This window comes from Desulfovibrio sp., assembly GCF_019424165.1.
Lineage (GTDB): Bacteria > Desulfobacterota > Desulfovibrionia > Desulfovibrionales > Desulfovibrionaceae > Desulfovibrio.
Map to the genome: position 1 here is coordinate 18,990 of NZ_JAHZAA010000001.1, position 13,205 is coordinate 32,194.

General features: G+C 59.0%; 8 protein-coding genes and 1 riboswitch. Of the genes, 2 read left to right on the plus strand and 6 right to left on the minus strand.

Annotation, left to right across the window (positions count from 1 at the left end; all coding sequences use genetic code 11):
• Positions 1–253: 253 nt before the first annotated feature.
• Together QZ377_RS00075 and QZ377_RS00080 are read right to left on the minus strand one after the other, a co-directional pair.
• On the minus strand, positions 254–1,207 hold the full coding sequence (locus QZ377_RS00075) for a diguanylate cyclase (RefSeq protein ID WP_291438412.1): 954 nt from the start codon (positions 1,205–1,207) through the stop codon (positions 254–256).
• Positions 1,208–1,473: 266 nt separating this feature from the next.
• Positions 1,474–3,186 (minus strand): 30S ribosomal protein S1, encoded by a 1,713-nt coding sequence (locus tag QZ377_RS00080; RefSeq protein WP_291438413.1) that lies wholly within the window; start codon positions 3,184–3,186, stop codon positions 1,474–1,476.
• A gap of 163 nt (positions 3,187–3,349) precedes the next feature.
• A riboswitch (cobalamin riboswitch) is annotated at positions 3,350–3,573 on the plus strand.
• Between the two features lie 32 nt (positions 3,574–3,605).
• Here QZ377_RS00080 and QZ377_RS00085 point away from each other — a divergent pair.
• Positions 3,606–4,520 (plus strand): sirohydrochlorin cobaltochelatase, encoded by a 915-nt coding sequence (locus tag QZ377_RS00085; RefSeq protein ID WP_291438415.1) that lies wholly within the window; start codon positions 3,606–3,608, stop codon positions 4,518–4,520.
• Between the two features lie 326 nt (positions 4,521–4,846).
• Positions 4,847–5,638 (plus strand): helix-turn-helix transcriptional regulator, encoded by a 792-nt coding sequence (locus QZ377_RS00090; RefSeq protein ID WP_291438417.1) that lies wholly within the window; start codon positions 4,847–4,849, stop codon positions 5,636–5,638.
• Positions 5,639–5,976: 338 nt separating this feature from the next.
• Here the strand turns inward: QZ377_RS00090 and QZ377_RS00095 are convergent, their stop codons facing one another.
• The 4 genes from QZ377_RS00095 to QZ377_RS00110 form a co-directional block, all read right to left on the minus strand.
• Entirely contained in the window at positions 5,977–6,576 is a 600-nt protein-coding gene (locus tag QZ377_RS00095; RefSeq protein WP_291438419.1) for a hypothetical protein, read from the minus strand.
• Positions 6,577–6,782: 206 nt separating this feature from the next.
• Entirely contained in the window at positions 6,783–9,899 is a 3,117-nt protein-coding gene (locus tag QZ377_RS00100; RefSeq protein WP_291438421.1) for a hypothetical protein, read from the minus strand.
• Between the two features lie 446 nt (positions 9,900–10,345).
• Positions 10,346–11,626: a phenylacetate--CoA ligase gene (locus QZ377_RS00105; RefSeq protein ID WP_291438423.1), complete on the minus strand. Its 1,281-nt coding sequence runs from the start codon at positions 11,624–11,626 to the stop codon at positions 10,346–10,348.
• A gap of 364 nt (positions 11,627–11,990) precedes the next feature.
• On the minus strand, positions 11,991–13,103 hold the full coding sequence (locus QZ377_RS00110) for an asparaginase (protein WP_291438425.1): 1,113 nt from the start codon (positions 13,101–13,103) through the stop codon (positions 11,991–11,993).
• Positions 13,104–13,205 lie beyond the last annotated feature (102 nt).

Sequence of the window (13,205 nt, forward strand, 5' to 3'; positions counted from 1 at the left end):
CCGGTCTTTTTAAGGCCGGGCATGTTTTATGCCAGGCCCGCACAGCCCCTGCCGGGACATTCCTCAGGCCGGGAACCGGCCCGGGCAAAACAGAAGCGCGCACAGAAAAACACCTCGGCGGCAAACGGCATACAGTGGTTGGAGTGCTTCACACGTGGAATGCTCTATAAGGATTTGTCTTCAAATCTTTGTAGCCAAATGACTGTAGGGGACCTGGCCGACCGTTGAGCAATCATTTGAAGCGGTAACGGCTCTAGCGGCACGCGGACCCTGCATGTACGGCAGCAACCGGATTACGTCGCGCCACCCATACCCGGTTGCGCCCGGAGCGCTTGGCGCCATACAGGGCCTTGTCTGCCCGGTGCAGAACCCGCAGGGCGTCTTCATTCATTTCGTATTCGCTGCATCCGAGGCTGACTGTCACAGGCTGGCCGTCAGGCCCGCGTATCACGCCGCAAACAGCCCTGCGAATTCTTTCCGCAGCCTGCTCGGCCTGCTCCAGAAGGCTGCCGGGCATCAGCACCACAAACTCTTCGCCGCCATACCGGCATACCGTATCCATTTCACGCATACAACGGCGAATAATCTTCGCCACATCTTTCAGCACACTGTCACCCACAAGGTGGCCGAAACTGTCGTTGATCTGCTTGAAGTGATCCACATCCAGCATGATGCAGCAAAAAATCTTTTTCTCCAGCCGGGTGTACCGTTCCAGCACCATGTCCAGATATTTGCGGGTATACAGGCCGGTAAGCGCGTCTGTCAGGCTGCTTTCATCGGCCTGCCTGACCCTGGTGATCATAGAATCAAGCTGGCTGCGCAGCGCGTCTATGGTGTGGCTTTGCTCCGCAATATCCACAATAACGCCCAAAAGGCCGCGCACGCCGTTTTCGTCTTCAAAACCGCCGCTCCAGTAAAGACAGGTATGCTCCTTGCCGTCTGCAAACAGGTAACTGTGCACGTGGTGACTCACCTCTTGCCGACGAATCATCTCTTCGTCTTCAGCCTGGTACATTTTCCTGTCTTCTTCCGGGAGGTATTCCAGATCCAGAACAGTTTTTCCCAAAATATCCTTTCTGCTGACGCCGAACATTTTTTCATACGCCCTGTTGATGAACGTAAAACACAGGTCGGCATCCTTGACAAAGACGGCATTGGGCAGAGTGTCCAGCACGGTCATCAATGTAGCAAGACTGAGGCTGTTCATAATTTTTACACGGCCCATCATGCGCGGCGCGGCCAATGGCCCGAAACCGCAGCAATGGCGTTAGCAGGTGACAGGAATCAGCAATGTGGTTTAGCTGACTGTAAACGACATGGCTTCCTCTTTCCACTGGTAAAAAAGCCCGTATAAACCGGAATGCCGGGCAGCAGGCGGTGCAACGCCAAACCTTCCCAAGCACAACTACCTGGCATCACAATAAAAAAGGGCGCCCCCACGGGAACGCCCTTTGTAGTATCTAGAAACAGCGTTTAGCTGTTTTCGCTTTCTTCAAACTTCTGCTTGAGCAGGTCGCCCAGGCTCTGGCCGGATTCCTGCGGCCCGGAATGGAATTCCTTGGGCTTGCGGCGTTCTTCCACTTCCTGAATCTGCTTGATGGACAGACCAAGGCGGCGCTCTTCAGCGCTGACATGGATGACCTTGGCCTGAATTTCCTGGCCTTCCTTGTAGATTTCAGCCGGGGTCTTGACCTTTTTGCTGGACAGTTCGGAAACGTGCACCAGCCCTTCAATGCCTTCTTCCACTTCAACAAAGAGGCCGAAGTCAGTGATATTGGTCACGATGCCCTTGACGGTGCAACCCACGGGGTAGGTGCTGGGCACATGGCCCCACGGATCGTCCACCAGCTGCTTGACGCCCAGGGTAAACTTTTCGTTTTCCTGGTCAACGGTCAGCACCTTGGCCTGCACGGTATCGCCCACCTTGTACATTTCGTTGGGGTGGCGCACCTTCTTGGTCCAGGAGATGTCAGACACGTGGATGAGGCCGTCAATGCCGTCTTCGATACCAATGAACATGCCGAATTCGGTGATGTTCTTGATAACGCCCTCAAGAATGGTGCCTTCAGGATACTTTTCGGCAACCAGTTCCCAGGGGTTGGGACGAACCTGCTTCATGCCGAGGCTGATGCGCTTCTTTTCGCCGTCCACGCCCAGGATGACCACTTCGACTTCGTCGCCGGTGTGAACCATCTGGGAAGGATGACGCAGTTTGCGCGTCCACGACATTTCAGAGATGTGCACAAGGCCTTCAACGCCGGGCTCCAGTTCCACAAAGGCGCCGTAGTCAACCAGGTTGGTGACCTTGCCGGAGCACTTTGCCCCTTCGGGGAAGCGGGCGGAAATGTCCTGCCACGGATCGGGCACAAGCTGCTTGAGGCCCAGGGAAACCTTGTTGTTGTCACGGTCAAAGGAAAGAACCTTGAGGGTCAGTTCCTGGCCGATGGTGATCATTTCCTTGGGATGGCGGATGCGCTTCCAGCTCATGTCGGTGATGTGCAGCAGCCCGTCAAGGCCGCCAAGGTCAACAAACACGCCGTATTCGGTGATGTTTTTGGCCTTGCCTTCCACAGTCTGGCCCTCTTCAAGGGTGCGCAGCAGATCCTGACGCTTGGAATCGCGCTCTTCTTCAAGCAGCACGCGGCGAGAAACGATAACGTTGCTGCGGCGGCGGTTGATTTTGAGCACGCGGAACTCGAACTCCTGGTTGACCAGGGCGTCCATGTCCGGCACGGGGCGCAGGTCCACATGGGAACCGGGCAAAAAGGCCTCTACTCCGCCGATATCCACAGTGTAGCCGCCCTTGATGCGACGCACGATGTGGCCCGTGATGACCCTGTTGTTTTCCTGCACGTCTTCGAGCTGGTCGAAAACCTGCATGCGTTTGGCCTTTTCAAAAGAAAGGGTGATGGTTCCGTCGTTTTCGTTCTTGCGAACAACGTACACGTCCACCTTGTCGCCCACGGCAACGCCGATGTTTCCGGCGGCATCGCGAAATTCGGCCGTGGGGATCTGCCCCTCGGACTTGAAGTTCACGTCCACCAGCACATTGTCGTCATCCACACGAACGATCTCACCCTTGGTGATAGAGCCTTCTTCAAGGTCGCCAAAATCGGAAGTGAGGTAGTTTTCGAGGGCACTCTCGAAATTCATTTCGGTTTCGTGCCCGGTTTCCAAACCTGCCATATGTCCAGCCTCCAAACATGATTTCCCTAATACAAGGGAGGCCGCATAAGTACCAGAATTCTGCCGAAAGAACAAGGAAAAATCCGCCAAAAATGGCCTGCGGAGCCGAAAATCGGTTCCGAAGTCCCTGTATTTCCCCGGCTGGCGCAAGCCATCGCCTGCCTTGACATTTACCGCGCCCTGTTGTCCTCTGTCGTTTTGGCGGGGAATTTCGTGCAAATCGAAAACAGTCGCGCTGCGGTAAGAGGGGACAACGCTTCTTCATGCTGCTCCGAAGAGCGGCATGTGACAGCCAGTCGCACATGCGGTGAAGGCGAAGCCAAGGCGCGGGCCACATGGCCCCACAGCCCTCAAGTCCGAACATCCGCCGGGGCCGGTGCCCTTTGCGAACCTTTCAACGCGAAATTGAGGAGGTTGCCATGCCGCGTATCCTTTCACATGCCGGGCTTCGCCCGCTGCTTTTCGTTCTGCTGCTGCTCGCGGGCCTTTGCCTGCACGGCACAAGCCATGCCGCCGATGCCCCCAAGGAAGGCGTGCTGCTGGTGGCCTTCGGCACCAGCGTTCCCGAAGGCATGCCCGCCTTCAAAGCTGTAGATGCGGAATTTAAAAAGGCCTTTCCCGGTTCGCCCGTGGTGTGGGCCTATACATCGCAGATCATTCGTAAAAAACTGGCCGAACAGGGCCAGCCCGTGGGCGGCATCAGCGACGGCATGGCCCAGCTTGCCAAAGACGGCGTAAAGATTGTGCGTGTGCAGTCGCTGCATGTGCTTGGCGGCGAAGAATTTTCAGCCCTTGAACGGGCCGTGCTGCTTGACGTGAGCAAACATCCGGGCCGTTTTGACGCGGTTTTCCTGGGCCGCCCCCTGCTGGAATCCAAGGTCGACGCGCAGGAGCTGGCGACGCTCCTTCTGGCTGACACCAAAAAGGCCCGCGGCAAAAACGCTGCCCTTGTGATTATGGGCCACGGCCAGAGCCACGGCCGCGCCGACCTTGCCTTTGAAGGCGTGTGGGCCGTGTTCAAGGCTGCGGACAAAAACGTCCACATGGCTACAGTAGAAGGCGCGCGCACTTTTGAAGACCTGCTCACGGAACTCAAGGCCGCCAAGGTCAAGCAGGTGGTGCTGGCTCCGCTGATGGTGGTTGCCGGAGACCATGCCCGCAACGACCTTGCCGGCGACGAGGAAGACTCGTGGGCCAGCCAGCTCAAAAAAGCGGGCATAAAGGTTGACGCTCACCTCAAAGGCCTGGGTGAAATGCCCGGCACGGCTGCCATTTTTGTGCGCCATGCCAAGGAAAGCACCGACGACCTGACCAAGGAACCCAGAAAGCCGTAACAGGCGCGGCACAAACGCCTGTTAGCTGCACGCGCCCGCACGGGTGCGTTATACAGCAATGTCAGGTGCGCGGGCCGGGCCATACCCCGGCCCGCGCACCTTTTTGTGCTTTCCGCATCAGACCGGACGACCGGGCCTGCCATGGCAGACGCGCCCGCAAAACAGATACGCCCGGCTGCCGCCGGCAACGCTTACTGCCCGATTGTGGGATCTTGGGGTACACAATATCTGTTTTTTTGTGTACCATGCCTTAAAATTTCATTATGAACACGCCGGGCGGCCTTTTGCCACACAGCCCGGTTCCCAGTCTGCCGGGGGAGGCCCGCATGCCCAAGCAAAATCGCAAGATATCCCCGCCGCGCGCCGCCGCACAGCCCCGCCGCACGGCCAGAAGCGGGCGCGCCTACCCGCAGGATACGGAAAAAGCCGCCTGCCATAAGGCCGAAGCCCAGGCCATATTCGCCAACGCCAAACGCATGGCGGCAATGGTGGCCCGCACCCTTGGCCCCTTTTGCGAAGTGGCCGTGCACGACTTCAGCGACCTTGAGCACTCCATCATCCACATTGAGGGCGCTCTTACCGGGCGCAACGTGGGCGCTCCGGCCACCAACATGGTCACCAAGGCCTGGCGGCAGGGCGGCGACAATGTGCAGGACATCATTGCCTATTCCGCCGCAACCCCCTCGGGGCGGACGCTCAAGTCCTCCATCAGTTTTTTACGCAACAGCGAAAATCAGGTCATCGGGGCGGTCTGCATGCATTTTGACCTGACAGACCTGGAGCGCTTTCAGGGGGTTCTGCATGCCCTGCTGCGTTTTGAAAGCGCCCCTGGCAAGGAGATGAGCGAGGCATTTCCCTCCTGTCTTGGCGAAACCAGCGATGCCATCATTGAAACGGCCATCCGCCGGGCGGGCAAACACCCCGCCACCATGACGCGTGAAGAAAAACTGCATTTTGTACGTATTATGGACGAAGAAGGGGCCTTTCTCATCAAGGGCATGGTGCAGTATCTGGCAAAAGCCATGCGCGTGTCCATCTACACCGTGTACAACTACATGCGCCAGATCAAGGAAGACGCCGGCCGCGATACGGGCTCAGGCCAGAAAAAGGCTGATTAAAGCTTTTTCACTTTGAAAATGCTCTGGCGGCTGCGCCGGCAGACGCCCGCCGTGGAGGCGCAAACGAATGCAGTTGCGCTGTTGAACACCGGAGCGCCACGCTGCCGTTGCCTGAAGAGTTTGAAGCGTCACGCTGTCATGCGGTCTGTTCTGAAAGCACCACAGTGAACGACGCATAGCGGCGTTGAAACCATCGGCTTTCAATGCCGGTCTATATTCATGAAAAATCCGGCCGGAGCCGGAACCTTCAGAAAAGCAGAGTCATGCCGCCACGAGCAGGCATTTTTTCAGGCGCGCAGCCACCACGCGGCACGCTGATGCCACCTTTTTGCCGCAGCCTACTGCCAGCCGCCCCACAGGGCAATCCGCGGCAAACCCAGCATTGCAACAAGCACCCCTGCCTGAAGAATCAGGGCCGCAACAAAAACAGCGACCTTGCCCCGCATGCCAAACCGCGCCGGGGCCATCCCGACCGCCATGCCCCACACGCCCTGCAAAACGCGCTTGAGAGGCCATACAAGCGCCAGCCCCATCCACAGCAGCCCGCCCCAGGTGAAATACCTGATGTCGGAAATAGCCCAGAAACGCTCCAGAACAGCACCCAGGCCAATATTGCCCGCACTGTAGGCACTGCCAATGGATTCCACGGCGTCCAGCGCTTTTCCATCGCTGAACAGTACACCGACTGCCCCGAACAGCAGCACAAGGGTCACAAGCAGCATGAGCAGCAGCCAGAATGTGTTCATCTGCCACCGCGCATGCCCGAGCAGCACCCTGTCGCCCTGCGCCCCGGCCACACGGCGCAGCACAGGGGCCAGCACGAGCACGGGCAAAGGCAACACCCCCAGTATGGGCAGCCACAGGGCAAAAGCGCCCCCGGCAAGACAGAGATATCCCGCCCAGGCCAGGCCCGGGGCCAGCATCTTGCCTGCGGACATGAAACCTCCCGTGCTGAACGTACCGCGTGCATGCAATGTCACCCCATAATCGCATGGCCGCCTGCCACGAGCAAGGTTTTATCGCTTCTTCGGTATATCGGCCGCCGCCATGCGACACAGGCAGGGGATGTCGCGCAAAAAAACGCAGGGCCGCCGCTCCTTCAGGAAACGGCAGCCCCGCGCCTGCATGTTTATATTTTTACGGATTATCCGCCAAATTCAGACGTTATCTGCTGCTGGGCCACAAGCGTACTGGTGTCATCGCTCACGCTGTCGGTATGTACGCTTTCATAGCTTTGCTCTGTCTGGCCGGATCCTCCGCCACCAGAATCATGTTCATTGCCTGTAAGCCCGGCCTCGCGGTACGCATCGGGCATGTCGTCAGCCACGTATGCGGCGGCAGCCGCGGCACCGTCAACAAAGCCGACCTGGTAACCGCTGAAGTGATCACTGTTAAAATAGTCTTCCAGGCTGGCCCGGTCGGCATCGCCCAGGCCATTGACGCTCACATGGATTTCTTCCACCTGGATAGTGTCGATATTTCCCTGCAACCAAGCATCGTACTTGTACATAAAGTCGTCAAAGGAGTCGGCCTTGAGCACCAGCAGGTCATGGCCTTCGCCGCTGATGATGGAAAGACCGCCCTTGACGAGGCCGTCCAGCACTACGGTGTCGTTGCCGGTTCCCAGATTGATGGTGGTGTTGCCGCCCGTGATGTTGCCGTTGATGACCACCCGGTCGTCGCCATCGCCCATCAGTATCTTGTTTGCGCCGCCGGTAATATTGCCGTTGATCGTGAAGGCGTCATTGCCGTCCCCCATATTGAACGTATTGTCCGCACCGCGCAGCTCACCGTTGATTTCGATATGGTCGTTGCCGCTTCCGGTATTGATAACGTTGGCATGGCCGACCACGTTGCCCGTAAGCGTGATGTTGTCGCCGTGTTCATCGCCGGCCTTGCTGCCACCCTGGATAAGGTTCAGCCCGCCCGCGTTGCTGTACATGGCGAATGCCTCGCCGGCGGTTCCGGCCTTGGCCGTGATGACAACCGTAATGGGGCTGTCCGAGTTTTCAATAATATTCTGGGTCGAGGTTCCCCATCCGTCACGGGTGAACATGCCGTAGGCCCAGCCGTTGTCGCTCCCGCTGGCGTCGGCAGTGATGTTTACATTATTGACATTGGTGATCTTGTTGATGGCTGTTCCCCAGGCCGCATTCATGCCGAACGCCCCGCCCATGACATCCATATAGTCGGTCGAAAGCGTTTTCGTGCCGGTAAAGGTGGCGTCTATGTTCACCGTATCGTTACCGCCGCCGCCATCAATGACCGTCATGCCGCCAGCCTGTGTGGCAAGGCCGATGGCCGCCGCCCCGTTGTGCGCGGAAGCGTTGATATTGATGACATCATCGCCATCGCCGGCATTGATGCGGGTTATGCCGTGGTTGGTGGAGGTGATACCCACACCCCAACTGGGCGCGTGGCCGCTGATATTCAGCTCGTTGCCGTTATCCGAGGTATTGATGTTGACGTTGCCGCCATAGCCCGCATAGATGCCCGCAGCAGTTCCCTTGCCGGAAGAGGCGTCTACCGTGGCGCTGATGTTCACATCACCGGTCTTGACGTTGATATAGGACTTGCTGCCCCCCCCGTCCTGACCAGCATTGCCGGATGCCGTAAGCCCCATGGAGGTAAAGCCCGCAGCGCGCCCGCCTGTCCAGGAAACGCCGGAATAGGGGCTGTCATACGGTGATGTCTCCTGGTATGAAGAAGCGTTGAACGTGCCGTTTTCAGCCGTGGTGATGTTCAGGCTGGTACCCGCGGAGGTGCGGAAGCCGCTGCTTGTTACCGTGCCGTCAGCGCCGCCGCCCGCAAGGGCCTTGGCTTCGCTGCTGACGTTCTGCCCACTGATGTTCACAGTGGCCTGGTCCCGCGTGTAAACTCCTGTGGACATGTTGTCCACGGTGCCGCCCTTGGTAACGCTGGAAAAATTCACATCACCCTGGGCTTCCACATTCACTGTGGTCTTGCCGGAACCCCATATGCCCGCAGCCATTTTTTCTGTGGCATTGGCGCTGAAGCTGATATCACGCCCACGCACAACGCCGGAAGTTTCATACATGCTGCCGTCAGCAGCCTTCTCGCTTGAGGTGGCCATGGCCATGGCTGTTCCCGTACCGGAAGAGGCGCTGATGTGTACGTCGGCCTTTGTGCCTGCATCGATGAGTCCGGCGGCGTTGCCGCTATAACCCTGGATATAGTTGCCGTAAGCGCCGCCGCCTTCCGCCTTGGCGGCAATATCGACCCTGCCCGCTGTATCGTGGGCAAACGTCATCTCGGTATTGTGCGTGGCGTAGGCATTGCCGGAATCTCTGGCATTGACCACAAGGATGTTGTTGATGCTGTCACCGCCCAGCGTGATCGTTTCTCCACTGACAATCTTGCCGTGTGAAACATACCATTCGCCCTTCAGGGGGCCGTCCATGCCCGCCTCGGCTTCACGCTGCGTGTAGTCATAGGTGGAAGTTCCACCGCTGCCCAGCAGATCCATAGTGTAGGTCTTGCCGCCGATGCTCACCTCAAGCGTGGAGGCAAACTTGCCCCCTGCTGCCAGCGCCGCCTTGCCCGCCTCGGTAAGCGTAACGGTAACAAGGCCCGTGGCCGGGTCAACGGAAGGAGGATTGAAGTATTGCGACACGCCGCCGGCAAAGGCAAAACTGAGCTTGGACGCATCCGTAACCAGATGGCCGTTTTCATCCACAGCCTGAAAAGACAGGGACTGCCCGCTGCCGTGGCTCATGACAAGGCGCGTGTGGTAGGAGCTTCCATCGGGGTCGGGACCGGGGCCGGGACCAGGAACAGGGCCAAGCGTGTCACCGCCACCGGAGGCAGTCAGAAGACCATCGGCGGGAAACTCTGTTTCGGACGCAAACAGCGGCTGCATCTGCCAGTCCAGGCCATCAAGGTGATCCACGCCTTCGGCAAGGCTGGATTCTGCAAATTCATTGTAGCGTGCTCCACGCTCAACCCCGGCGGGACCAGCGGCGGGCATCAGGTCATCATGCCCCAGTGCCGCAAAAAATTCCTTGCCGGAAAGCGTCTGCCCATCCACCAGAAATTCGGGCACGTTTGAGCTGGAATAGGTGGTATAAAATCCCTCAAGGGCCAGCGTGCCGCCATCGTCAAACGTAAAGGTCAGCGCCTCGCCTTCACGGGCAAGAGTGGCTTCTCCAGCCGGAAAATTCAGAACAACCGTTTCATTGGACGTACTGTGAAAAACATTATGCTGTCCGCTTGCCGGGCGGGAAAGAATCAGGTTTGCCATGTGGTTCTCCGTCATGTCGCTAAGAAATATGTCGGGGAGGCGAGGATGCCTGTGCGCCCTGGAGGCAGAAATACCCGCCGCACGTTCTTCACAGAGCGGCGGCAAAAAAATGCACAGGCAGATCGCAAGATGATAATGGATGGTCAGAAGAAGAATCTGATCGAGCAATATCCCTGAAGACATTGCCGTGACCAATAGCTGGTCAGAGGGGAAAAAAGGCGGCTTCAGAAGCAAGTCGCGTGGGTTTATCCCACACAGTTACTATTAACCCTAATAACGTACTTGTCAACCCATTAGAAATATTAACCATCTACCCACAATTGGTACATATAGTTCACATGGTTATACATATTTCCAATAATTTTTATCGGTCATACCAAAAACAGACCTTGCGTGGGAGCATTATACGAGCGCCGGGCGCCCATCCGGCAGACACCCCGGGCGGCTCAGCGCTTGTCCACCACCCGGCGAGACTTGCTGAACGTGCGCGGCAAGGCGGCATAATCCACAATGCTGACATCCATACGCGCCATGATGGCCTTGTGCAGGCGCTTTTCAAGCGCAGAGGCCAGGGCAGGATCGTTACCCCCGCAGGCATTCTGGGCGCGCTCCACTGTAAGAGCCAGATGGTCGAGGCCGCGCTCGTCGCGGCTGAGTTCCACCTGATATTCGCCGCCCAGCTCGGCAAATTCCCCGATTACGGCCATGAACTGGCCGGGGTAAATATTGACGCCCCGGTAGATCAGCATATCGTCTGAACGGCCCAGAATGCGGTCATGCCGCGGCATATTCAGGCCGCAGGCGCAACGCCCCGGCAACAGGCGGCACAGATCGTGGGTGCGGTAACGCAGCAGAGGGACAGCCTCCTTGCGCAGACTGGTCACCACCATTTCGCCCACCTCGCCCTCGGGTACGGGTTGCAGGGTGACGGGATCAAGCACCTCGATGATGAAAAGATCCGCCCAATAGTGCAGACCGTCGTGGGCGTCACAGTCTATGGCCGTACCGGGACCGTACATTTCGGTCATGCCCGCGATATCATGGCAGCCTTCAAGCCCCAGCTTGCTTTCGATGGTCTGGCGCATTTTCTCACTGCGCGCTTCAGACCCGCAGATCATCTTGCGCAGCCTGAGCCGCCCCCCAAGGTTTGCCCGCTCCACTTCTTCGGCCAGCAGCAGAGCCATGGAGGCAGTGGCGCCGAAACAGGTGGATTCGAGGTCCTGCAAAAGCTGCAAGTGCATCTCAAGGTTGCCCGGCCCCACAGGCACGGTAAGCATGCCGAGTTTTTCGCTGCCACCCTGAAAGCCCACTCCGGCTGTCCACAGGCCGTAGCCTACGGCTATCTGCATGCGGTCTTCGGCTGTCAGGCCAGCCAGCTCGTAACAGCGGGCCATCTGCAGGTTGAATGTTTCCACGTCCGCCGCGGTATAGGCCAGAATCTTGCGCTTGCCCGTCGTACCGCTGGAGGCATGAACGCGCACCACCGCGGCAGGCGGCACGCACAGCAGGGGCAGGGGATAGCCCTCACGCAGGTCATCCACATCCACAGTGGGCAGGCGCGAAAGATCGTCCAGGCCAATGGCGTCGTCAGGCTCAAGCCCACAGGCCCGCAGCTTGCGGCTGTATTGGGGCGAGTTCCAGGCGCGGCGCACTGTCCGGCGCAGGCCTTCCTCCTGCTGGATGCGGATTTCCTCATCCGCAAGCTGTGGAATGAAGCGGTATGACATGCTTCTGCGGCTCCTTTGACCTTGAGGCAGGTTCATCTGCAATGCCTGACGGCAAGCCCCATGTATTTTCTGAAACCCGGCACAAAACGGCTGCGCCCTGCAACAACAGGGCTGTAACATTTCACCTGGAACGGCTCTGGCGGCTGCAAGAGCAGACGCCCGCCACGAAGGCCCAACGCAGTTTCAGGCGTCGCCGAATGGCTACGGATGCAAACCGCTGTGCTGCGTTTTGCCCTGTTCTGCGTCGTAATGCGCGCATGAAACCTTAATTTCTGCATCCGCAAGGTTACTGCCCGGGGTTGCACAATGCGACAGCGCAGGGCGATTGTGCGTCTTTTCAATCCGTCAGGCAAGTCAAATGGCCCTACGGCGCGGGATGCCCGTCGTGAGCAGAGGGGAAACCGTCAGATCGCGTGTGCCATACTTCGTGGCAACATGCAAAAGCGCGGCGCACGTCTGCAACCAGGGCCTGCGGGCGGTCTGCTCCCTGCCGGGCGGCTTCGGCCAGCGCCAGCATGAGCAGCACCCGCGCCTTGGGCGCGGAAAGCATGCCCGAGGCTATAAAGGGCGCGTATCCGTCCAGGTCCGTCACGGGGCCGCCGCCCGTGCGGCTGGCCCGCACCACGGGCTTGCCCGCAGCAACGGCCCCGGCAAGAGCCTTGCGCACATCTGAAGGCATGGATCCATTGCCCATACCCGCCACCACAAGCCCGGCCGAGCGCTCCAGAGAAAAGAGCGTCGCGTCCAGAGGCATTCCGGCACAGGCGTAAAGAACGTCCACGCGCGGCAGGTGGTCTTGCCCCGCATGGGCCGCATAGGTTCCGGCCAGGGGCGGGCCATCCTCCCCCTTGTGATAAAAAACAGGGCGGCCGTTGATAACCCGGCCAAGCAGGCCCGATTCCAGAGCGCGAAACGCCTCCACATCAAGCGTTCCGGCCTTTACCGCCGTGCGCGCCGAAAGAATACGCCCGTTCATCACAATGAGAGCGCCGCGCCCGCGTGCGCCAGGGCTGGCCGCCACGGCCACGGCATCGCGGATATTGATGGGGCCGTCCGCACTCAGGGATGTGGCCGGGCGCATGGCCCCCGTAAGCACCACAGGCTTGGGGCTGTTCATGGTCAGATGCAGGTAAAAAGCCGACTCTTCAAGCGTATCTGTGCCGTGGGTCAGCACCACCCCGCACATGGAAGCGTCATCCAGGGCCTCGCCGCAGTCGCGCCCGAGTTTGGCCCAATGGCAGGGGCGCATATCCTCGCTGGGCAGATTGCCGCACTGGCGACTGGCGATACGGGCTACACCGTCAATGCCCGGCAGGCTTTCCAGCATGCATTCCACAGAAAGCACGCCCGCCTGATAGCTTATCTGCTCCAGCGGGGTGTCGGCCACCCCGGCAATGGTTCCGCCCGTCCCCAGCAGGGCTACCTGAGGCAGCGGCGCGCCGCACGGAGCATCAGCGGAATGGAAAGAACAGCTCATGAAGGCTCCCGCCGCGCAGTACCGCCCTGTTGCCGGGGAGCAGCCGCGTGGACTTGTCGTTTCAGGTTGACGCATGTCCGGCCAGAAGATGCCCGTCACGTC

What these genes read in the sequence shown, in the direction of transcription:
- QZ377_RS00075 (WP_291438412.1), bottom strand. Translation starts at nt 1,207, where the DNA reads ATGAACAGCCTCAGTCTTGCTACATTGATGACCGTGCTGGACACTCTG.
- QZ377_RS00080 (WP_291438413.1), bottom strand. Translation starts at nt 3,186, where the DNA reads ATGGCAGGTTTGGAAACCGGGCACGAAACCGAAATGAATTTCGAGAGT.
- QZ377_RS00085 (WP_291438415.1), top strand. Translation starts at nt 3,606, where the DNA reads ATGCCGCGTATCCTTTCACATGCCGGGCTTCGCCCGCTGCTTTTCGTT.
- QZ377_RS00090 (WP_291438417.1), top strand. Translation starts at nt 4,847, where the DNA reads ATGCCCAAGCAAAATCGCAAGATATCCCCGCCGCGCGCCGCCGCACAG.
- QZ377_RS00095 (WP_291438419.1), bottom strand. Translation starts at nt 6,576, where the DNA reads ATGTCCGCAGGCAAGATGCTGGCCCCGGGCCTGGCCTGGGCGGGATAT.
- QZ377_RS00100 (WP_291438421.1), bottom strand. Translation starts at nt 9,899, where the DNA reads ATGGCAAACCTGATTCTTTCCCGCCCGGCAAGCGGACAGCATAATGTT.
- QZ377_RS00105 (WP_291438423.1), bottom strand. Translation starts at nt 11,626, where the DNA reads ATGTCATACCGCTTCATTCCACAGCTTGCGGATGAGGAAATCCGCATC.
- QZ377_RS00110 (WP_291438425.1), bottom strand. Translation starts at nt 13,103, where the DNA reads ATGAGCTGTTCTTTCCATTCCGCTGATGCTCCGTGCGGCGCGCCGCTG.